General features: G+C 66.2%; 16 protein-coding genes. 10 read left to right on the top strand and 6 right to left on the bottom strand.

Annotated features, from left to right (window positions below; translation table 11 throughout):
- Positions 1 to 33 precede the first annotated feature (33 nt).
- Positions 34 to 1,020 (top strand): Bug family tripartite tricarboxylate transporter substrate binding protein, encoded by a 987-nt coding sequence (locus tag AC1RHV_RS09005; RefSeq protein ID WP_054452981.1) that lies wholly within the window; start codon positions 34 to 36, stop codon positions 1,018 to 1,020.
- Positions 1,021 to 1,065: 45 nt separating this feature from the next.
- On the opposite strand, the gene AC1RHV_RS09000 is transcribed toward AC1RHV_RS09005, so the two are convergent.
- Complete coding sequence (locus tag AC1RHV_RS09000; RefSeq protein WP_054452979.1) at positions 1,066 to 1,899, bottom strand: FadR/GntR family transcriptional regulator; 834 nt, start codon at positions 1,897 to 1,899, stop codon at positions 1,066 to 1,068.
- A 320-nt stretch (positions 1,900 to 2,219) separates the two neighbouring features.
- Here AC1RHV_RS09000 and AC1RHV_RS08995 point away from each other — a divergent pair, with 320 nt between their 5' ends.
- The 8 genes from AC1RHV_RS08995 to AC1RHV_RS08960 all read left to right on the top strand — a co-directional run bounded on the left by AC1RHV_RS08995 (position 2,220) and on the right by AC1RHV_RS08960 (position 12,111).
- Complete coding sequence (locus tag AC1RHV_RS08995) at positions 2,220 to 3,419, top strand: ABC transporter substrate-binding protein (RefSeq protein ID WP_054452977.1); 1,200 nt, start codon at positions 2,220 to 2,222, stop codon at positions 3,417 to 3,419.
- An 89-nt stretch (positions 3,420 to 3,508) separates the two neighbouring features.
- On the top strand, positions 3,509 to 4,366 hold the full coding sequence (locus AC1RHV_RS08990; protein ID WP_054452975.1) for a branched-chain amino acid ABC transporter permease: 858 nt from the start codon (positions 3,509 to 3,511) through the stop codon (positions 4,364 to 4,366).
- Complete coding sequence (locus tag AC1RHV_RS08985; RefSeq protein WP_054452973.1) at positions 4,366 to 5,355, top strand: branched-chain amino acid ABC transporter permease; 990 nt, start codon at positions 4,366 to 4,368, stop codon at positions 5,353 to 5,355. The genes AC1RHV_RS08990 and AC1RHV_RS08985 overlap by 1 nt, the downstream gene beginning before the upstream one ends.
- Positions 5,352 to 6,131 carry an ABC transporter ATP-binding protein gene (locus tag AC1RHV_RS08980; RefSeq protein WP_054452971.1) on the top strand — a complete coding sequence of 260 codons (780 nt, stop codon included), beginning with the start codon at positions 5,352 to 5,354 and terminating at the stop codon, positions 6,129 to 6,131. The genes AC1RHV_RS08985 and AC1RHV_RS08980 overlap by 4 nt, the downstream gene beginning before the upstream one ends.
- Positions 6,128 to 6,826, top strand: coding sequence for an ABC transporter ATP-binding protein (locus AC1RHV_RS08975; RefSeq protein WP_054452969.1), 699 nt, complete (start codon positions 6,128 to 6,130; stop codon positions 6,824 to 6,826). The genes AC1RHV_RS08980 and AC1RHV_RS08975 overlap by 4 nt, the downstream gene beginning before the upstream one ends.
- A 39-nt stretch (positions 6,827 to 6,865) precedes the next feature.
- Complete coding sequence (locus AC1RHV_RS08970) at positions 6,866 to 8,149, top strand: Zn-dependent hydrolase (protein ID WP_492300491.1); 1,284 nt, start codon at positions 6,866 to 6,868, stop codon at positions 8,147 to 8,149.
- The gene (locus AC1RHV_RS08965) at positions 8,146 to 9,654 is read left to right on the top strand and encodes a M81 family metallopeptidase (RefSeq protein ID WP_492300489.1); all 1,509 of its coding nucleotides are present in this window, start codon (positions 8,146 to 8,148) and stop codon (positions 9,652 to 9,654) included. The genes AC1RHV_RS08970 and AC1RHV_RS08965 overlap by 4 nt, the downstream gene beginning before the upstream one ends.
- 252 nt (positions 9,655 to 9,906) lie before the next feature.
- Positions 9,907 to 12,111, top strand: a complete 2,205-nt coding sequence (locus AC1RHV_RS08960) for a TonB-dependent receptor (RefSeq protein WP_492300487.1) — start codon at positions 9,907 to 9,909, stop codon at positions 12,109 to 12,111.
- 16 nt (positions 12,112 to 12,127) lie between these two features.
- On the opposite strand, the gene AC1RHV_RS08955 is transcribed toward AC1RHV_RS08960, so the two are convergent.
- The 3 genes from AC1RHV_RS08955 to AC1RHV_RS08945 all read right to left on the bottom strand — a co-directional run bounded on the left by AC1RHV_RS08955 (position 12,128) and on the right by AC1RHV_RS08945 (position 17,290).
- Positions 12,128 to 12,727 carry a transglycosylase SLT domain-containing protein gene (locus AC1RHV_RS08955; RefSeq protein WP_054452962.1) on the bottom strand — a complete coding sequence of 200 codons (600 nt, stop codon included), beginning with the start codon at positions 12,725 to 12,727 and terminating at the stop codon, positions 12,128 to 12,130.
- Positions 12,728 to 12,928: 201 nt separating this feature from the next.
- A complete protein-coding gene (gene acnB / locus AC1RHV_RS08950; protein WP_054452959.1) occupies positions 12,929 to 15,520 on the bottom strand; it encodes a bifunctional aconitate hydratase 2/2-methylisocitrate dehydratase in 2,592 nt (863 codons plus the stop codon).
- A gap of 141 nt (positions 15,521 to 15,661) precedes the next feature.
- A complete protein-coding gene (locus AC1RHV_RS08945; RefSeq protein ID WP_225596793.1) occupies positions 15,662 to 17,290 on the bottom strand; it encodes an FxLYD domain-containing protein in 1,629 nt (542 codons plus the stop codon).
- Positions 17,291 to 17,575: 285 nt separating this feature from the next.
- On the opposite strand from AC1RHV_RS08945, the gene AC1RHV_RS08940 reads away from it, so the two are divergent.
- Complete coding sequence (locus tag AC1RHV_RS08940) at positions 17,576 to 18,340, top strand: sulfite exporter TauE/SafE family protein (protein ID WP_054452957.1); 765 nt, start codon at positions 17,576 to 17,578, stop codon at positions 18,338 to 18,340.
- A 30-nt stretch (positions 18,341 to 18,370) separates the two neighbouring features.
- Here AC1RHV_RS08940 and AC1RHV_RS08935 read toward each other — a convergent pair whose 3' ends face one another.
- On the bottom strand, positions 18,371 to 18,811 hold the full coding sequence (locus AC1RHV_RS08935) for a CBS domain-containing protein (RefSeq protein WP_054452955.1): 441 nt from the start codon (positions 18,809 to 18,811) through the stop codon (positions 18,371 to 18,373).
- A gap of 81 nt (positions 18,812 to 18,892) precedes the next feature.
- Entirely contained in the window at positions 18,893 to 19,798 is a 906-nt protein-coding gene (locus tag AC1RHV_RS08930) for a LysR family transcriptional regulator (protein ID WP_054452953.1), read from the bottom strand.
- Between the last annotated feature and the right edge of the window lie 149 nt (positions 19,799 to 19,947).

The raw sequence follows: 19,947 nt of genomic DNA, 5'->3' as shown, positions 1-19,947 counted from the left end.
GCCGCAACAACAAAACCCACAAGGGAGACAGGCATGGCAATCAGGCTGAACCTCAGGCTGCGTCGCATCGCGACCGCGGCGATCGTCGCGCTCGCGGCTCCGGCCGCCGCGCTGGCGGCATTTCCGGACAAACCGGTCAAACTGGTCGTGCCCTATACGCCGGGCGGCTCCGCGGACCAGTTGTCGCGGGTGCTGGCCGAAGGCATGTCGCGCGACCTTGGGCAACCCGTGGTGGTGGAGAACAAACCCGGCGCCAATACCATGGTCGCGGCGACCCAGGTGGCCAGGTCGGCGCCGGACGGATACACGGTTTTCCTCGCCAGCAACGCCAGCATGGTGCTCAATCCCATGCTTTATCAACGCATCGCCTATGACGCCGCGCGCGACTTCCGCGTGTTCGGCATCGCTGCCGAGCTGCCGCTGGTGGTCGTGGCGAACAACGAGGTCCCAGCGGGCACGCTGGCCGAGTTCGTCACTTATGCCAAGGCCCGGCCCGGCAAACTGAACTACGCCTCCGTGGGCATAGGCAATCCGCTGCAGTTGGCGACCGAACTGCTGAAATCGCGCACGGGCATGGACGTGGCGCATATCCCGTATAACGGCAGCGCGCCGGCCCTGACCTCGCTGATGGGCAATGACACGCAGCTCATGGTGGACGTGATCAGCACCTCGCTGCCGCTGGTGCGGGAACGCAAGATCAAGGCGCTGGCCGTCACGACCAGCGAGCGGCTGGCCGTGCTGCCGGAGGTGCCGACCGTGGCGGAAAGCGGCTTTCCGGGATTCCGCGCCGCCACCTGGTTCGGTCTGGCCGTGCCGCGCGCCGTGCCGCAGGCCGAAGCGCAGCGCTTGCAGGCGGCGCTGGACAAGGTGCTGAAGGATCCGGCATTCCGCGGCCGTTTTGAACCCCTGGGCCTGGTGATCCAGGCGCCCCGCAGCCAGGCAGAAATCGATGCCTACGTGCAGGAAGACCGCCAGCGCTGGGGGGCGGTGATCGAAGCCAATCACATCAAGCTGGACTGAGGCGGCAACGGCCGCCTGGCCCACGCCGCCTGGCCGCCGGCGCCGTCAGGCCTTCTTGCCGCCGCGGCGCGCCTTGCGCGTGACATTGCGCCGCGACATCTCTGAATCCAGGATCAACCGGCCTTCGAGCTTGCCGTGCATGCGCTTGACCGAACGCATCGCGTCCTGCATGTGTTCGCTCATCAAGTCGCGCACCTTCTCCACGTCGCGCTCGCGCGCCGCAGCCAGGATCTTGCGGTGAAAGCCCGTATTGGCGCTGCCGAAACGCTGCTGCTCGGATAGCGGCATCTCGTTGTCGAACACGGTCAGCTGCCGGATCATTTCGTTGGTCATCTCGCAGCTGAAGCGCAGGAACGGGTTGGGGCAGGCCGCCGCGAAGATGTCGTGGAAATTGATTTCTTCCTGGCGCTGCGCCAGCGGGTCATCGACGTGCTCGGCCGACGGATCGCAGCAGGCGATGTTCTCCTCCAGCGCAGCGAAATGCGCGTCCGTCAGGAACGGCACCGCGCTGGCCGCGAGCTCGGGCTCCAGCAGCTTGCGCACCTGGTAGATGTCCTCGATCCGCACTTCCTTGAAGAACAGGTAGTTCTGCATCAGCTGGAAGGTGCGGTCCAGCGGCACCTCGACCACGGTGCCGCCGCCGCCCGGTCCGGTGCTGACCTTGACCAGCCCCTGCACCTCCAGCGACTTGAGCGCTTCGCGCATGGTGCTTTTGCTGACCGAGAACATGCTTTGCAGCTCGCTTTCGCGCGGCAGCTTGTCGCCCGGCAACAGGTTCTTGGCCGTGATCAGCCGCTTGATCTCTTCGGCGACCAGGTCGCTGCGCTTGGGCGGACTCGACGCGCCCGCGGCTTGTAGGTCGTGACTGTTGAACGCCATTGCGTTCCTCCGTTGCTGCGTGGTGTGCGCGGGGCATGCCCCGGGCGGGTTCTGCGCGGACCCCGGGTTATACCTGATGCGCCCGCTATTGACAGAGCCGGCTCGCCAAACTGATCATGATAATAATCCTATTTATCATGATAAATAGGATGGTAGTCGCAGTATAGGCATGAGCGCCGGGACTTGCGAATACGCCCACGCGGCGGCAGCCCTGGCACGGGAGCTTGGAGCAGACAGAGTCGGAATGGGGACGCGCATGGTGCGCGCTCGACATCGTCAATATGCCGCGGCACCGCCAGCGGCAGCCAGGGAGAACCATCTTGAATCGCCGCAACCTGCTGAAATTGGCCGCGCTTGGCGCCGTGCCCGGATCACTCTGGACCGCCCGGTCCGCGCTGGCGCAAGCCGACGCCATCCAGTTCGGGTGTCCGGTGCCCATGTCGGGCGCCTTTGCCGCCAACGGCAAATACGCCGACCTGGGCATGAAACTGGCGCTGGAGCAGTATGGCCGCGCGCTGGACCGGCCGCTGGCCTATACCGTGCTGGATACCGAGGGCAAGCCGGCCACGGCGGTGCGCAAGGTCCAGGAAGTCTCGCAACAGAAGGGCGTCAAGTTCTTCGCCGGCGGCATCCTGTCGTCCGAAGCGCTGGCCATGGGCAAGGAAGTCGAGCGCGCCGGCGGCGTCTTCATCACCACCGCGGGCGCGGACGAAATCACCGGCAAGGACTGCAACCGGGCCACCTTCCGCTGGTCCGTGCCCACCTTTGGCGCCATCGAGCAGACCGTGCGTCCCTTGCTCGAAAAGCTGCCCAACGCCAAGCGCTGGTACACCATCACGCCGCAATACGTGTTCGGCGACGGCCTGCTCAGCGCGGCCAAGGCGATCTTCAAGGAAAAGGGCATCGAGCATGTGGGCAACAGCTATCACTCGCTGACCGAGAAGGAATTCAGCGGCTACCTCACCAACGCCATGGCCGCCAAGCCGGACGTGCTGCTGATCCTGAACTTCGGCTCGCAGTCCTCCGACACGCTGCGCCAGGCCGTCAGCTTCGGCATGAAGCAGAACTGCACCATCCTGGTGGCCTGGGCTTCGGGCCTGGAACAGTTCGAAGGCCTGGGCGCGGACCTGTGCGAAGGCGTGTACTTCGGGGCGCAGTACTGGCACGGCATCGACTCGCCGCTCAACAAGGAACTGGTACAGCTGTCCCGCGACAAGACGCGCGCCAATCCCAATTACAGCCTGGCGGGCTCCTACATCTGCACCCGCATCATGCTGGACGCCATCGCCCGGGCCGGCAGCGCCGACCCGGCCAAGGTGATCGCCGTCATGGAGGGCATGGCCTACGAGGGCCTGACGGGCAAGGAGGAAATCCGCAAGGAAGACCACCAGGTCCTGAAGAACTACTACCTGCTCAAGGGCCGCGCCAAGAAGGACATGAAGGACAAGGACGATTACGCCGAGATCGTGCATAGCGGCCGTTCCTTCCTGCCGCCCGCGGAAACCGGCTGCAAGCTGTAGCCCGCCCCTGAGGCGGGCGGCCGTGGGCGCGCCGCGTCCGCGGCCGCCGCGCGCCCCGCGGCCTTCCGTTACCTCCATCGGGCATACCCATGAACGTCTATCTCCTCCAGATCATCAATGGGATCGGGGTAGGCATGCTGTACTTCCTTCTGGCAGTCGGCCTGTCCATCGTCTTCGGTCTGTTGCGCTTCGTGAACTTCGCCCACGGGGCGTTCTATCTGCTGGGCGCCTACTTCTGTTTCCAGGCCATCCAATGGGGCCTGAATTTCTGGCTCGCGCTGGCCATCGTGCCGCTGCTGGTGGGCGCCGGCGCCTGGGTCGTGGAGAAAGTGCTGCTGCGCCACGTCTACGCGCAGGCGCATGAATTCCACATCCTGATCACCGTCGGCCTGGCGCTGGTCCTGCAGGAACTGGTCATCGTGATCTGGGGGCCGATAGGCGACAACGTCGCCGCACCCTCGGCCCTGCAGGGCGTGGTCATGTGGGGCAGCTTCATCTATCCCAAGTACCGTCTGTTCGTGATCGGCTTCACCGCTGTCTTCTCGTTGCTGCTCTGGTATGTGCTGGAAGGCACGCGGCTGGGCAGCGCGGTGCGCGCGGGCAGCGAATCGACCGAAATGGTGTCCATGCTGGGCATCAATGTGTTCCGCATGTTCAGCCTGGTCTTCGCGCTGGGCGCGGCGACCGCCGCCCTGGCCGGGGTGTTGGCCGCGCCCATACGCGGCGTCGAACCCTTCATGGGCATCGAGGCCCTGGGCATCGCCTTCGTCATCGTGGTGGTGGGCGGCATGGGCAGCTTCTTCGGCGCGCTGGTCGGCGGCCTCCTGATCGGCGTGGTGCAGAGCGTGATGAGCACGCTCTGGCCGGAAGGCGCGCGGCTGATGATCTATGTGGCGATGGCGGCGGTGCTGCTGCTGCGTCCCCACGGCCTGATGGGGAGAGGATGATGACGCGCTTGAAATCTCATGCCCAATTGCTGCTGGCGCTGGCCGTGGTGCTGCTGTTGCCGCTGTGCATGCAGTCGGGCTCGCTGGCCACGGAAGTGCTGATCTACGCGCTGGCGGTGCTGGGCTGCAATCTGCTGCTGGGTTTCACCGGGCTGTTGTCGTTCGGCCAGGGCATCTTCTTCGGCCTGGGCAGCTATGCCGTCGGCATCCTGTTGACGCGTACCGGCCTGCCGATGCCGCTGGCGTTGCTGGCGGCGATGGCGGTGGGCGCGCTGGGCGCGACGCTGGTGGGCTGGTTCGCCATCCGCCAGCGCGGCACCTACTTCGTGATGCTGACGCTGGCCTTCGCGCAAATGTTCTACTTCCTGGCGTACAGCCTGCCTGACCTGACCGGCGGCGACAATGGCCTGCTGGACGTGCCGCGTCCGGCGCTGTCGGTGGCGGGCCTGCAGCTCATGCCGCTGGCCACGCCCTGGCAGTTCTACGCCTTCGTGGCGGTGTGCTTCCTGGCGATATTCTGGCTGCTGCTGCGCGTGACCAACTCGGTGTTCGGCCGCACGCTGCTGGCGATCCGCGACAACGAGGCGCGCGCCATGGCGGTGGGCTACAACGTGCGCCTCTTCAAGTTGGCGGCTTTCGCCATCTCGGGCGCCGTCACCGCGCTGGCGGGCGCCTTCCTGGCGATGATGACCGGCATCGCGCCGCTGTCCAGCATTGAATACCACAGCAGCGAGATGATCCTGGTCATGACGGTCATCGGCGGCACCGGCAACCTGTTCGCTTCAGTGCTGGGGGCAGCTTTCTACGTGCTGTTCGCGGACTGGCTTTCCACCTTGTGGCCGCGCTGGCTGATGCTGCTGGGCTTCCTGCTGATCGCGGTCAGCCTGTTCATGCAGAAGGGGCTGTGGGGGCTGGGAGAACGCATCTGGCTGGCGCTGCGGCGCAAGCCTGCCGGCGGCGAGCCGGCCGCCAAGGAGGGACGCGCATGAATCCGCAACATTCCGCGCCGCTGCTGCAGGCCAGGGGCATCGTCAAGCGCTTCGGCAAGTTCGTGGCCCTGCATGGGGTCGATCTGCAAGTGCAGCCGCGCACGGTGCACTCCGTCATCGGCCCGAACGGCGCGGGCAAGACCACACTGTTCCATACGCTGACGGGCACCTTGCGCACCAGCGAGGGCAGCATCGTGTTCGACGGCCATGACGTGACGCAGGAGGCCGATTATCAACGGGTGCAGCGCGGCATCGCGCGCTCTTTCCAGGTCACCAGCCTGTTCGCCAACCTGTCGGTGCAGGAGAACCTGCGGCTGGCGGCGCAGGGCGCGCATCGCGCCGGCGCCTTCGACTGCTGGCATCCGCCCACCGGCCCGCGGGCGCAGCGCGAGATCGTCGACGCGGCGCTGGAACGGCTGGGCCTGTCGCGGCTGGCCAAGGTGGCGGCGGGCGCGCTGTCGCACGGCCAGCAGCGGCGCCTGGAAGTGGGCATGGCGCTGGCCGCCCGGCCGCGCGCGATTTTCCTGGACGAGCCCACCTCGGGCATGGGGGTGGACGACCTGGATGAGATGAAGCGCTTGATCCGCAGCCTGCGCGACGATCACACGGTGGTGCTGATCGAGCACAACATGAACATCGTGATGGATATCTCCGACACGATCACGGTGATGCAGCAGGGCCGCGTGCTGGTCGAAGGCACGCCTGCCGCGATCCGCAGCGACGAGCGGGTGCGCGCCGCGTACCTGGGCAACATGATCACGGGAGGCCGGGCATGATGCTGCATGTCGACGCCGTACACAGCTATTACGGCAAGAGCCATATTCTGCAAGGCGTGTCGCTCGAGCTGCCGCAGGGCGAGGTGATCACGCTGCTCGGGCGCAACGGCGCGGGCAAGTCGACCACGCTCAAGACCATCGCCGGCGTGATCGCGCCCAAGGGCGGCGCGGTGCGCTACGGCGGACGCGACATCGCCGGGCTGCCGGCGCACAAGATCGCGTCCATGGGGATCTGCCTGGTGCCCGAGCACCGCGGCATCTTCAAGCTGCTGACGGTCGAGGAAAACCTCAAGCTGGGCATGCGCCGCGATTCGCCCTGGCAGCTGGAAGACGTCTACCGCATCTTTCCCCGCCTGAAGGAGCGGCGCAGGAACGGCGGCGGCCAGTTGTCCGGCGGCGAACAGCAGATGCTGGCCATCGGGCGCGCGCTCATGAACCATCCGCGCGTGCTGATGCTGGACGAGCCGGTCGAAGGCCTGGCGCCGGTGATCGTCGAGGAGATCGTGGCGCAGATCAAGTCCATCAAGCAGGCCGGCGTCACCATCCTGCTGGTGGAGCAGAACCTGGAAGTCTGCACGCAGCTGGCCGACCGTCATTTCATCATCGAGCAGGGATCCATCGTCTACCAAGGCAGCAACGCGGCCTTCATGGCGGACGAAAACGTGAAGGACCGATACCTGGGCGTGGGCGTCTAGGGACCGCCTGCGCCGCGCAACCGAAGCAAGGGAAACACCATGGAAATGAACACATTGGAGGCCGTCAGCGGCATCCGCATCGATGGCAGCCGCCTCTGGAATTCGCTGATGGAATTGGCCCGCATCGGCGCCACCGACAAGGGCGGCGTGTGCCGGCTGGCGCTGAGCGACCTGGACCGGCAGGGTCGCGACCTGGTCTGCGCCTGGGCCCGCGAGCTGGGCTGCAGTGTGCGCGTGGACGCCATCGGCAACATCTTCATGCGTCGCCCCGGCCTGCGCGATGACTTGCCCGCCGTGATGACCGGCAGCCATATCGACACCCAGCCCACCGGCGGAAAATTCGACGGCAACTATGGGGTGCTTGCAGGCATCGAGGTCCTGCGCACGCTGCACGAACGCGGCATTGCCACCGAGGCGCCGCTGGAAGTGGTGGTGTGGACCAACGAGGAAGGCTCGCGCTTCGTACCCGTGATGATGGGTTCCGGCGTGTACGCCGGCGCTTTCACGCTGGAGCACGCGCTGGCTGCGCGCGACCGCGACGGCGTCAGCGTGGATGAAGCGCTGCGCACCATCGGCTACGCCGGTCCGGAACCCGCGCGGCCCGGGGATGTCGGCGCCTACTTCGAGGCACACATCGAGCAAGGCCCCATCCTGGAGGACCGCGGCATCACCATCGGTTCGGTGCAGGGCGCCCTGGGGCAGCGCTGGTACGACGTCGCCATCACCGGCCAGGAGGCGCATGCGGGGCCCACGCCCATGGAACTGCGCCGCGACGCCTTGCTGGCCGCGTCCAGGCTGGTGCTTGAGGTCAACCGGATCGCGCTGGAGCATGCGCCGCATGGCCGCGGCACGGTTGGCTGCATCGACAGCTTCCCGAACTCGCGCAACGTGATTCCCGGCCGCGTGGCGCTTACCGTAGACCTGCGCGCCGCCGACGACGCCACGTTGGACAGCATGGCCGCGGCGTTTGCGCGCGTCTGCGAGGAACTGGCCGAGCCGGGCCGCTTCCAGGTCGACAGCAAGGAGGTCGTGTACTTCCCGCCGCAGCCCTTCGAGCCGCGCCTGGTGCAGGCGATCCGCGACGGCGCGGCCACGCTGGGCCTGGATTCGCTGGACGTGATCAGCGGCGCGGGCCATGACGCCGTCTACATGGCGCGGGTGGCGCCCACCGCCATGATCTTCGTGCCGTGCAAGGACGGCATCAGCCACAACGAGATCGAGGACGCGCAGCCCGAGCACCTGGAGGCGGGCTGCAATGTGCTGCTGCACGCCATGCTGCGCTGCTGCGGGCGCATCCAGTTTTCCGATGGGGGCGCGCAATGAAGGCGCTGATCGCGAGGTTGAACCACGAGACCAACACCTTCTCGCCGGTTCCCACGCCGCTGTCCGCCTTCGGCAACGGCGGCCCCGCCTACGATGCGGCGGCCTATGAAGAGAACAAGGGCAAGCGCACCGCGATGTCGGCGTTCATCGACCTGGCCGAAGCGCGCGGCGCCGAACTGGTCACCCCCGTGTCGGCCACCGCCTATCCCAGCGGCCGCGTCGATGGCCAGGCCTATGCCGAGCTATGCGACCGCATCGTGGCCGCAGCACCGGGCTGCGACGTCATCCTGCTGGACCTGCATGGCGCCATGGCGGTGGAGACCACCGATGACGGCGAGGGCGACCTGCTTGAACGGCTGCGCGCCGCCGCGCCTGGCGTGCCGGTTGCCGTGGCGCTGGATCTGCACGGCAACGTCACGCAGAAGATGATGGACAACGCCGACGTCATCGTCAGCTTCAAGACCTATCCCCACATCGACATGTACGAAACCGGCGAACACGCCGGCAGGCTGCTGTTTGCGGGCATCGACGGCCGATGCAAGCCGGTCATGGCGTGGCGCCGGTTGCCGCTGGTGTCGCATTCCCTGCGCAGCAACACGGCCGAAGGCGCCATGCGCGCCGCCGTCGTAGCGGCGCGCATGGCAGAGGCCGCGGGGGCGCTGGGCGTGTCGGTGCTGGCGGGCTTCGGCCTGGCCGACATCCCGCATCCCTGCGTCAGCGTGGTCGTGGTGGCCGACGGCGACCGCGCCGAGGCGGAGCGCGTGGCGGGCGAGATCGCCTCCCTGATCTGGGAGCAGCGCGACGGATTCTTCTATGACAGCGAGCCGCTGGCCGAGTCGCTGGCGCGCGCCAAGGTCCTGGCCGAAGGCGCAAGCAAGCCGGTGCTGCTGCTGGACCATGGCGACAATTGCATGAGCGGCGGCACTTGCGACACCCTGGACGTGCTGATGGCCGCGCTGGATGCGGGCCTGGAAGGCATACAGGCGGGGCTGTACTGCGATCCCGAGGCGGTAGCCGAATTGACCCGCGCCGGCGTCGGCGCCACGGTCGAGCTGCCGGTAGGCAACAAGCGCGCCATCGGCGAAATCGGCCGGGAGGCGCAGCCCGTCACGCTGCGCGGCACCGTGCGCGCGCTGAGCAATGGCGAGTACCTGATCACCGGGCCGACCTATACCGGGCAACTGGCCTGCATGGGCCGCAGCGCGGTGCTGGACATAGGCGCCGCGCAGCTGGTGCTGACCGAGCAGACCCACGAACCCTGGGATCTGGGCGTGTTCCAGAGTCTTGGACTGGATCCGTCCCGCGCCCGTTACGTGCTGGTGAAGTCGCGCATGTACTGCCGCCCGGTGTTCGTGCCGATCTCCCAGGCGCTGGTCGAATGTGACAGCCCCGGCGTGACCAGCTCCGACTGGTCGCTGTTCGAATTCCGCAGACGCGCGCGGCCGCTGTACCCGCTGGAACCCATGGCGGCGGCGGACTACGATCCTCGCGCGGGCGGCCGATAGACCCGCCGGAAAGAGCAGGGCGCCACAAGCGGCAGCTGTGGCGCCCGGGCAACGAACATTCTCAAACAAAAAGTAACATAAATGAGAATGATTCCGTTTGCCGTAGAATGGGGCGCTCAGCAATTCCAGTCCCCTTTGGTGCAGCCGGCCCGGCAAGGCCCTGGCCTTCCGGCACATTCCAGACGCATCCGTAATTCTTAGTGCGCGCGTGACCCCATCGGGATTTTGATCTCTGCCTGCGAACTTCCCGACATGAAAATCCGAACTCTTGCCTGCATGGCCGCCGCGCTGCCGTGCTATCTCCCCGTTGTCCACGCCCAATCCGCGTCCGATCAGGCCGGCTCCGTCGTTTCCATGGACGCCATCAAGGTCGAAGCCAGCGCCGATGCCTCGGCCGGCGGCCTGGCCGAACCCTTTGCCGGCGGGCAGGTCGCCCGGGGCGGCCGCGTCGGTTTGCTGGGTACGCAGGACCTGATGGACACGCCATTCAGCATCACCAGCTACACCAATGAACTGATCCAGGACCGGCAGGCCCGCAGCGTGGGCGACGTGCTGCAGAACGACCCGGGCGTGCGCGTGGCGCGCGGCTTCGGCAACTTCCAGGAGTCGTACTTCATCCGCGGCTTCATCCTGGGTTCGGACGACGTGGCCTACAACGGCCTCTACAGCCTGCTGCCGCGCCAATACATCGCCACCGAATTGTTCGAACGCGTGGAGGTCCTGCGCGGCGCGTCCACCTTCCTGACGGGCGCAGCGCCCGGCGGCGGCGGCATCGGCGGGGTGATCAACCTGGTGCCCAAGCGCGCGCCGAACGAACCTCTGACCCGTGTTACCACCGGCGTGTCCAGCGGCGGGCAGTTCCAGTTGTCCACCGACATTGCTCGCCGCTTTGGCCCGGGCGACAGCACCGGCATCCGGCTCAACGCCGCACAGCGCAGCGGCGATACAGGTATCGACGATGAACATTCCCGTACCAGCCTGGTATCGCTGGGCCTGGATTGGCGTTCGGCCGACACCCGTTTGTCTGCCGACATCGGCTGGCAGGAGAACAAGCTCAAGCGCGCGCGTCCCAACGTGACGCTGGGCGCCGGCGTCACCAAGGTGCCCGACGCGCCCGACGCCAGCTCCAACTATGCGCAGCCCTGGTCGTATTCGAACGAGCGGGACGTCTTCGGCACCGTGCGCGGCGAACATGATTTCAGCGACAAGCTGACCGCCTACGTGGCCTTTGGCATGCGCCGCAGCGATGAAGCGAATTCGCTGGGCAACGTCACGCTGACCAACGGCAGCACGGGGGCGGGCACCTTCTACCGCTTCGACAATACCCGCGAAGACAGCGTGAACACGGGCGAACTGGGCCTGCGCGGCAAACTGCGCACGGGGCCGGTAGGCCACGAGTTCGTCGTGTCGGCATCCTTCTTCGACCTGAAGAAGAAAAATGCCTATGTGATGGACTGGCAGAACACGTATCCCACCAATATCTACAACCCGATTTCCTATGACAAGCCGCCATTCAGCGCCACCGCGCTGCGTGGCAACGACCTGGACGATCCGGCGCTGCAAGGCCGCACCCGCCTGAGCAGCTACGCCATCGGCGACACGCTGTCGTTCCTGGACGACAAGGTGCTGCTCACGGCGGGCATCCGCCATCAGCGCTTGTCGCAACGCGACTACGCGTACAACACCGGCAAGGAAAACGGCGCCTACGACGCCAGCCATAATTCGCCCGCCGCGGGTCTGGTCGTCAAGGTCGCGCCCAGCGTTTCGCTGTACGCGAACTACATCGAGGCGCTGGTCGCGGGACCGACCGCCCCGGCCAATGCCGGCGGCAAGCCGGTGCCCAACGCCGGCCAGAGCCTGCCGCCCTTCGTCTCCAAGCAGAAGGAAATCGGCGCGAAGTATGAAGGCGACGGACTGGGCGCGGGACTCGCGCTGTTCTCGACCGACAAGCCGCGCGCCATGTACAACGCCAGCAACGAACTGACCACGTCCGGCAAGGACCGCCATCAGGGCGTCGAGCTCACCATGTACGGCGAGCCCGTCAAGAGCGTGCGCCTGTTGGGCGGCCTGACTTGGCTGGACGCCACGCAGCGCTCCACCGGTAACCCGTCCATCGACGGCAACCGCGTGATCGGCGTGCCGCGCTTCCAGGCGAACATGGGCGTGGAATGGGACATCCCCGGCGTGCCGGGCCTGGCGGTGGATGGCCGCGTGGTCTATACCGGTTCGTCCTACGCGGACGACGCCAACACGCTCAAGGTGCCGGGCTGGACCCGCTTCGATGCGGGCCTGCGCTACATGATGGACGTGGACGGCCACGTCGTGACCCTGCGCGCCCGCGTGGACAACATCGCCAACCGCAACTACTGGTCGTCGGTGGGCGGTTATCCGGGTAACGGCTATCTGGTGCTGGGTGGACCGCGCACCTTCTCGCTCAGCGCGAGCATGGACTTCTGAGTTCAGGCGGCGGCGTTCACCAGAACCAGCCGCCGCGCGTGAGGTCGCTCTCGCAGCTCTTGTACTGCGCGGCGAACTTCTGGGCCCGTGCCTGCACTTTCTGCGACACGGTCTTGAGCCAGGCCTTGCGGTCGTAGCTGCGGTTGCGGTAGCCGGTCCAGCCTTCGTGGTAGTTCAGGTATTGGCCATAGGCGTCGGACTTGGACACGCCGTTGATGCGCTGGGTCTTGTTCATGTACCAGCCCATGAAATCCAGCGCGTCGGCGAAGTCGTCGCGGCTGGAGCCCCAGCCGCCGGCATCTTTCTTGTAGTCGTCCCAGGTCTCGTCCTTGACCTGGGCGTAACCGTAGGCGGAACTGACGCGTCCCCAGGGGATGAAGCCCAGGAAGTAATAGCGCGGCGGCACGGCGTCATGCTTGAAGGAGGACTCCTGGTACATCATGGCCATGGGCACCGGCACGGGCGCACCCCATTTCTTCTGCACCTTCAGGGCGGCATCGTGCCAGTCCGGCTTTTCGCGAAAGATGGCGCAGATGTTCTCGGGATTCGAGGGCGGCGCGGTGGCGCAGCCGGCAAGCGCCAGCAATAGCAGCGGCGGCAGCAAAAGCCGGGTCATTGGCGGTCTTCCTCCGGAGATCGGGGCAGGGTTGGGGGCGGATGTCACAAGTTACCGCGATTGTATGAAAACGTATCGCGGAAAAAGTTCCGTCCCTGAAATTCTCCGACCTGTGCCGCATGCGCCAGGCAAAGAAAAACGGCCCCGGATTGCTCCGGGGCCGTCCTGCAGGCGATGCAGCCAGGCTGCGCTGCCCGATGCTTAGACTTCGATGACGTCAGCCACGTCCTTGTAGTCCGCGATCTTGTCGAAGTTCAGGTACTGGTAGATCTGGTCGCCGCTCTTGTTGATGACGCCCATGTCGGCCATGTACTCGTCCTTGGTCGGGATGCGGCCCAGCTTCGAGCAGATGGCGGCCAGTTCGGCCGAACCCAGGTACACGTTGGTGTTCTTGCCCAGGCGGTTCGGGAAGTTGCGGGTGCTGGTCGACATGACGGTCGCGCCTTCGCGCACCTGTGCCTGGTTGCCCATGCACAGCGAGCAGCCCGGCATTTCCGTGCGGGCGCCGGCGGTGCCGAACACGCCGTAGTGGCCTTCCTCGGTCAGCTGGGTGGCGTCCATCTTGGTCGGGGGGGCGACCCACAGCTTGACCGGGATGTCGCGCTTGCCTTCCAGCAGCTTGGAGGCTGCGCGGAAGTGGCCGATGTTGGTCATGCAGCTGCCGATGAACACTTCGTCGATCTTGGCGCCAGCGACTTCCGACAGCGTCTTCACGTCGTCAGGGTCGTTCGGGCAGGCCACGATGGGCTCGTGCACGTCGGCCAGGTCGATCTCGATCACGGCGGCGTACTCGGCGTCGGCGTCCGGCTCCAGCAGCTTGGGGTCGGCCAGCCAGGCTTCCATGGCCTTGATGCGGCGGCCCAGCGTGCGCTCGTCTTCGTAACCGTTGGCGATCATCCACTTCAGCATCACGATGTTGCTGTTGATGTACTCGATGATCGGTTCCTTGTTCAGGCGCACCGAGCAGCCGGCGGCCGAACGTTCGGCGGAAGCGTCCGACAGTTCAAAGGCTTGTTCGACCTTCAGGTCGGGCAGGCCTTCGATTTCCAGGATGCGGCCGGAGAAGATGTTCTTCTTGCCTTGCTTGGCAACCGTCAGCAGGCCTTGCTTGATGGCGTACAGCGGAATCGCGTTGACCAGGTCGCGCAGGGTCACGCCGGGCTGCAGCTTGCCCTTGAAGCGGACCAGCACCGATTCCGGCATGTCCAGCGGCATCACGCCGGTGGCGGCGGCAAAGGCGACCAGGCCCGAGCCGGCCGGGAACGAGATGCCGATGGGGAAGCGGGTGTGCGAGTCGCCGCCGGTGCCGACGGTGTCGGGCAACAGCATGCGGTTGAGCCACGAGTGGATCACGCCGTCGCCTGGGCGCAGCGAGACGCCGCCGCGGGTGCTGATGAATTCCGGCAGCGTGTGGTGCGTCTTGACGTCCACGGGCTTCGGATAGGCGGCGGTGTGGCAGAACGACTGCATCACCAGGTCGGCCGAGAAGCCCAGGCAGGCCAGATCCTTCAGTTCGTCGCGGGTCATGGGGCCGGTGGTGTCCTGGCTGCCGACCGAGGTCATCTTCGGTTCGCAGTAGGTGCCCGGGCGGATGCCCTTGCCTTCGGCCAGGCCGCAGGCGCGGCCGACCATCTTCTGGGCCAGCGTGTAACCGCGGCCGGTGTCGGCGGGGTCCTTGGGCAGGCGGAACAGCGTCGAGGCCGGCAGGCCCAGCGCTTCGCGCGCCTTGGCGGTCAGGCCGCGGCCGATGATCAGCGGAATGCGGCCGCCGGCGCGCACTTCGTCGAACAGCACGTCGGACTTCACTTCGAATTCGGCGATGACTTCGCCGTTCTTCAGGGCGCGGCCTTCATAGGGGCGCAGTTCGACCACGTCGCCCATTTCCATCTTGGAAACGTCGAGTTCGATCGGCAGGGCGCCGGCGTCTTCCATGGTGTTGTAGAAGATCGGGGCGATCTTGTTGCCCAGGCACACGCCGCCGAAACGCTTGTTCGGCACGAAGGGGATGTCTTCGCCGGTGAACCACAGCACCGAGTTGGTGGCCGACTTGCGCGACGACCCCGTACCCACCACGTCGCCGACGTAGGCGACCAGGTGGCCCTTTTCCTTCAGGGATTCGATGAACTTGACCGGACCGCGCTTGCCGTCTTCTTCCGGTTCGAACGCGGCGCCGTCGCGCTTGTTCTTCAGCATCGCCAGGGCGTGCATCGGGATGTCGGGGCGGGTGGTGGCGTCGGGAGCCGGCGACAGGTCGTCGGTGTTGGTTTCGCCAGGCACCTTGAAGACGGTGATGGTCAGGCTCTGCGGCAGTTCCGGACGGCTGGTGAACCATTCGGCGTCGGCCCAGCTTTGCATCACGGACTTGGCGTTGGCGTTGCCCTTGTCCGCCTTTTCCTTCACGTCGTGGAAGGCGTCGAACATCAGCAGGGTCTTCTTCAGCGCATCGGCGGCGATGGTGCCGATTTCAGCGTCGTCCAGCAGGTCGACCAGCGGGCCAATGTTGTAGCCGCCCAGCATGGTGCCGAGCAGTTCAGTCGCCTTGGCGCGGCTGATCAGCGCACAAGCTTCCTTGCCCAGCGCCACGGCAGCCAGGTACGAAGCCTTGACCTTGGCGGCGTCGTCCACGCCGGCGGGCACGCGGTGGGTCAGCAGGTCGACCAGGTTCTGCTCCTCGCCAGCGGGCGGGTTCTTGAGCAGTTCGATCAGTTCAGCGGTTTGTTTGGCCGTAAGGGGCAGCGGGGGGATCCCCAGAGCCGCGCGTTCGGCAACGTGTTGGCGGTAATTATCCAGCATGTGAGGCCTGCTCAAAGTCGGGTTGGAAGAAGGGTTGTTCGCCGAATTGTAGAGGGAACAGGGGGACGCAAGCAAATGTCTTATATCTTATATAAGACTTGAGCCCATAGCTGTTGCTTAAGGGCGACGCAGGACGGCACCCTAGCGCGGTCCGGCGTCGTACACCACGCCCACCCGGGCGAAGTTGCCGCCGTATTGCTTGACGTCGACCTGGAACGGCGCGCTTTCCTCCGGCTTGAGCTTGGGCAGCCGCAATTCCTGGAAAACCGCGCCGGTCAGCTTGTCCTGGGCGTCGTAAAGGCTGATCCAGACCTTGACGTTCTCGACCTCGGCCTGGCTGTCATTGCGCACGCGGCCGTGCACGGTCACGTACTTGTAGCGGAAGCGGTGGGTGAAGTTCAGGGTGCCGGTGCCGACCTGGGCCTCGGTGTTCTCGACCGTGACCGCCAGCTTGGGGCGCGGGCCGGGCAGGGCGGCGCGCTTGGCGGGCAGCCAGTCGGTCTTGACCTCGGTATAGCGGTCGACGCGGCCGGTCAACGCCACCGGCACCCGCTCGCCGGGGTACAGGCGCGCCGGCAGGCTCCAGCTCTGGCGCAGGTCCAGCCGGTTGGAACCGTCGAACACCGTAATGTTGGCTTTCGGCGACAGGACGACGTACTGGTCGCTGGTGTTGACCAGTTCGGCGTACAGGACCGGGCGCTCGATCTCGTCGAGCAGGCGGCGCGGCGCGGACAGCTTGAGCGCGCTGGCGTCGAACAGCGCGAAGTCCGGATCCAGCAGTTCCGCGGTCGTCAGGCGCACGTGCTCGATGATTCGCGGGTCGGCCGGGCTGACGCGCACGATGCGGCTGGCGGGCGTTTCCGCCTTGGACGCGGCAGACGCTGCGGTGTGGGTCTCGCTTTGCACCATGTAGTCGTAGGTGGCGACCCGGCCCTCGGTCAGCATCTCGCAGCGCACGTCAAAGGAGGTCAGCGCGTTCGGCGCCAGCGGGCTGGCGGCGCCGTAGCCGTTGCCGGTGCCGATCAGCTTGCCGTCCTCGCCGTACAGCATCACCGTGATCTGGCTGCTGTTGGCTTCGTTGGCGCCGTTGTTCTTCAAGAGGCCGACCAGGCGGTAGGCGCCGTCGTTGCGCACTAGCTGCACCTTGCTGGCGGCCACGTCGTTGTTCCTGTCCCGCGCCAGCGTCGGCTGCGAGACCTGCAGCGTATAGCGGCTGTAGGCCTGGCTGGGCGTGGAGATGATGACAGGTGTGTACTCGCCCGGCTGCAGCGAACGCGCCGGCGCCGAGCCGGAGTTCGACGGCAGCGACAGGTCGCCCTGGAAGAACGAAGCCGTGACGCGCGGCACGTCGATCTTCTTGCCCGTCTCGTTGCGCATGATCATGACCAGCTGCGTGCGGTCGCGGACCCGGATCTCCTGCACGTCCGTCAGCTTGACCAGCGAGGCGTCGATGGGAGGCGGCGCAGGCGGCTGCCGCGTGACGGTCGGTTTGGACCCGATCATGGAGGCGACCAAAGGCACGGCGATTACGGCGGCGACGGCGACTGCCACCGCCGCGATGGCGCGCGGACCGAGCTGCGGCTTGGGAGCCGGCTGCTGCATCCCGCGCAGGATCTTCTCCAGCCGTTGGGCGACGTTGTCTTCGACCAGCGTGACCGCGTGGCAATGGCTGCAGCGGTATTCGTTGGTGTCCAGCTTGGTGAATTGGGCGCTGCCGCAGGTCGAGCAGGTCAGCGTCACCGTGTTGATCGTGGTCTGTTTGGGCGTCATTCTCGCAGCCGTGCGCGCCGTATCCAGACGGCGCGGCGGATGGCGCGGCGGGAGCAAGGCGCAAGGGATTTACAGGGCGGCAAGGATAGCGGCAGGGCGCGCCGGTCATGGTGCACGAGCGCATCCAGTTGTGACAAAGTGTGAGTCGGCGCATCCCGGTGCTATGATCGCCGGCGGAAAAAACCCGATCCCAAACCCCTAACGCTGTTCCCCGTCGATCCGCTCCCGCGCCGCGCAACGCGCCGCTCCGGGCAGAGCCGAGGCAGGTCAGGCTCTCCCATTAGCATGAGCATTTCCCAATATTTGCTGTTCCTCGCCTGCGTGGCGCTCGCCACCTATGCGCAGACCATGACGGGCTTCGCCTTCGGGCTGGTGTTGTTGGGCCTGTCGGGCGTGTTCCAGCTGGCTTCCGTGTCCGAAGTGGCCAACGTGGTCAGCGTGCTGTCGCTGGTGAACGCGGCCGTGACGCTGGCGCGCGCCAAGCCGCAGGTGAACTGGTCGTTGATGCGGCCCGCGATGGCCAGCAGCCTGGTCGGCGTGGGGGCGGGCGTGGCGGCGCTGGCCTGGATCAGCGGCTCCATGGGCGTGCTGCTGCAACTGCTTTTGGGCTGCACCATCCTGGGCTGCGCGGTGCTGTTGATCGCGCGTGCGCAGCCGCTGGCGCATGTGTCCTCGCGCGGTTCGTTCGTGTTCTTCGGCGCGATTTCCGGCGTGCTGGGCGGATTGTTTTCCAGCGCGGGTCCGCCCATGGTCTATCACCTGTACCGCCAGCCCCTGCCGCTGGCCGCCATCCGCAACAGCCTGCTGATTCTGTTTTCGCTTAACGCGGTCGTGCGCCTGGCGCTCGTGACCGGGCAGGGGGCCTTCATGGCCTCGTCGTTCTGGTTGAGTCTGCTGGCGTTGCCGGTTGTGATCGGCGTCACCTGGGTGGCTCGCCGCTACAGCACGGCGGGCTCGATGAAGACCGTCAAGCGCATGGTGTTCGTGCTGTTGCTGGCGGCCGGCATGGGTTTGATCGTGCCGGCATTCAAGGCGCTCGCGGCGGGCTAGCCGCGAGTCCGTCGCATGGACCGCGCGGCGTCAGCCGCGTTCGCCGGTGATGTAGCGTTCGAGTTCGTGGATGATGAACTTCTGTTCGCTCATGACGTCCTTGACCAGGTCGCCGATGGAAAGCAGGCCGACCAGCTTGCCGTCCTCGATGACAGGCAGATGACGGAAGTGGCGTTCCGTCATCATCGCCATACAGTGTTCGCGCGTGTCCGCGCGGCTGACGTAGTAGACGGAATCGGTCATGATGTCGCGCACCTTCGTGGTACGCGAGGAGCGGTCCTGCAGCACGATCTTGCGGGCGTAGTCGCGCTCGGTCAGCATGCCCAGCACCGCGTCGCCCTGGACCACCACCACGGCGCCGATGCTGCGTTCCGCCATGATTCTGACGGCTTCGAAAACCGACGCGTCGGGTGAAACCGTCACGACGGAATGATTGGCTTTTTCCCTGAGTATCTCAGCAACTGTCTTCACGATGCGCTCCCGGATCGCTGGTGAGGATAAAACCCATGCTCCATCCTAAGCCTGGCGGCCGTGTTGCCGCAAGCGGCGCGCTTATTTCGCGTTCTTGTCCCGGAACGCCTGGCTGGCCATTTCGCGCAGGTTGCGCGTGGCGCTGCGTTCGGTCGCAGGGTTCCATGCCAGCGAAATGCCGATCGTTGCATCCGCGGGAAAATCGGCCAGCGTCTTGTAGACGACGTTGGTGCCGGGCAGGCGCCGGCCGCCGGCCGGTACCAGGGCCACGCCCAGGCCGCTTTCCACCAGGCTGAGCAGCGTCTGCACCTGCACCGCCTCCTGCGTGATGCGGGGCGTGAAGCCGCGCAGCTGGCAGGCGTTGATGGCGGCCATGCGCAGGCCGGCAGCCTCGGTGGCGGTGTACATGATGAAGGCCTCGTCGGCCAGGTCCGCCAGGCGGATGCGGCCGCGCCGCGCCAGCGGATGCGTCTTGGGCACGGCCAGCGCGAAGTTCTCGGTCGTCAGCGGCGCGAGCCGCACGTTCGATCCCATCGCCACCGGCACGCGCACGATGCCGATCTCCAGCGTGTCTTCCTCGAGTTCCTGCATGATGCGTATGGAGGTGGCTTCGCGCAGCACCACGGTGACGCCGGGATAGCGTTGCCGGAACTGCGGCAGGATGCGCGGCAGCACGCCGTGCGTGGCCGAGCCCACGAAACCGATGCGCACGGTGCCGCCTTCGCCCGCGGCGCCGGCGCGCGCCGCCTGCCGGAACTGTTCGGCATGGAACAGGGCGCGGCGCGCCTCGTCCAGCGCGGCCAGGCCGGCTTCGGTGAGTTTCACCCCCTGGCGTCCGCGCAGGAACAGCGGCACTCCCACCATCTCTTCGAGCTTGCGTATCGAGACGGACAGGGGCGGCTGCGACATGTGCAGTTTTTCGGCAGCGCGGTGGAAATTCAGCGTTTCGGCCAGGACCAGGAACTGCTGCAGATGACGGAAATCCATGCGGGCGCTCCAGATGGCATTGGGCATGGATGATATGAAGTTCGTATCGATAGGGGTATTGGTGCTATCCCTTCGGTATCGGGCATTCACGCCGCGCCAGCCCCGGGCACAAGACGGCGGCGGTATGATGGAACGCATTACAAGGAGGA

This window comes from Achromobacter sp. GW823-FHT04E03 (assembly GCF_058796095.1).
This window is presented reverse-complemented; position numbering and strand designations above follow the sequence as displayed.

Excerpts from the sequence above, each read along its gene's own strand:
- AC1RHV_RS08960 (WP_492300487.1), top strand. The coding sequence starts at position 9,907 with ATGAAAATCCGAACTCTTGCCTGCATGGCCGCCGCGCTGCCGTGCTAT.
- AC1RHV_RS08990 (WP_054452975.1), top strand. The coding sequence starts at position 3,509 with ATGAACGTCTATCTCCTCCAGATCATCAATGGGATCGGGGTAGGCATG.
- AC1RHV_RS08975 (WP_054452969.1), top strand. The coding sequence starts at position 6,128 with ATGATGCTGCATGTCGACGCCGTACACAGCTATTACGGCAAGAGCCAT.
- AC1RHV_RS08955 (WP_054452962.1), bottom strand. The coding sequence starts at position 12,727 with ATGACCCGGCTTTTGCTGCCGCCGCTGCTATTGCTGGCGCTTGCCGGC.
- AC1RHV_RS09000 (WP_054452979.1), bottom strand. The coding sequence starts at position 1,899 with ATGGCGTTCAACAGTCACGACCTACAAGCCGCGGGCGCGTCGAGTCCG.
- AC1RHV_RS09005 (WP_054452981.1), top strand. The coding sequence starts at position 34 with ATGGCAATCAGGCTGAACCTCAGGCTGCGTCGCATCGCGACCGCGGCG.
- acnB (WP_054452959.1), bottom strand. The coding sequence starts at position 15,520 with ATGCTGGATAATTACCGCCAACACGTTGCCGAACGCGCGGCTCTGGGG.
- AC1RHV_RS08985 (WP_054452973.1), top strand. The coding sequence starts at position 4,366 with ATGACGCGCTTGAAATCTCATGCCCAATTGCTGCTGGCGCTGGCCGTG.
- AC1RHV_RS08965 (WP_492300489.1), top strand. The coding sequence starts at position 8,146 with ATGAAGGCGCTGATCGCGAGGTTGAACCACGAGACCAACACCTTCTCG.
- AC1RHV_RS08970 (WP_492300491.1), top strand. The coding sequence starts at position 6,866 with ATGGAAATGAACACATTGGAGGCCGTCAGCGGCATCCGCATCGATGGC.
- AC1RHV_RS08940 (WP_054452957.1), top strand. The coding sequence starts at position 17,576 with ATGAGCATTTCCCAATATTTGCTGTTCCTCGCCTGCGTGGCGCTCGCC.
- AC1RHV_RS08930 (WP_054452953.1), bottom strand. The coding sequence starts at position 19,798 with ATGGATTTCCGTCATCTGCAGCAGTTCCTGGTCCTGGCCGAAACGCTG.
- AC1RHV_RS08980 (WP_054452971.1), top strand. The coding sequence starts at position 5,352 with ATGAATCCGCAACATTCCGCGCCGCTGCTGCAGGCCAGGGGCATCGTC.
- AC1RHV_RS08945 (WP_225596793.1), bottom strand. The coding sequence starts at position 17,290 with ATGACGCCCAAACAGACCACGATCAACACGGTGACGCTGACCTGCTCG.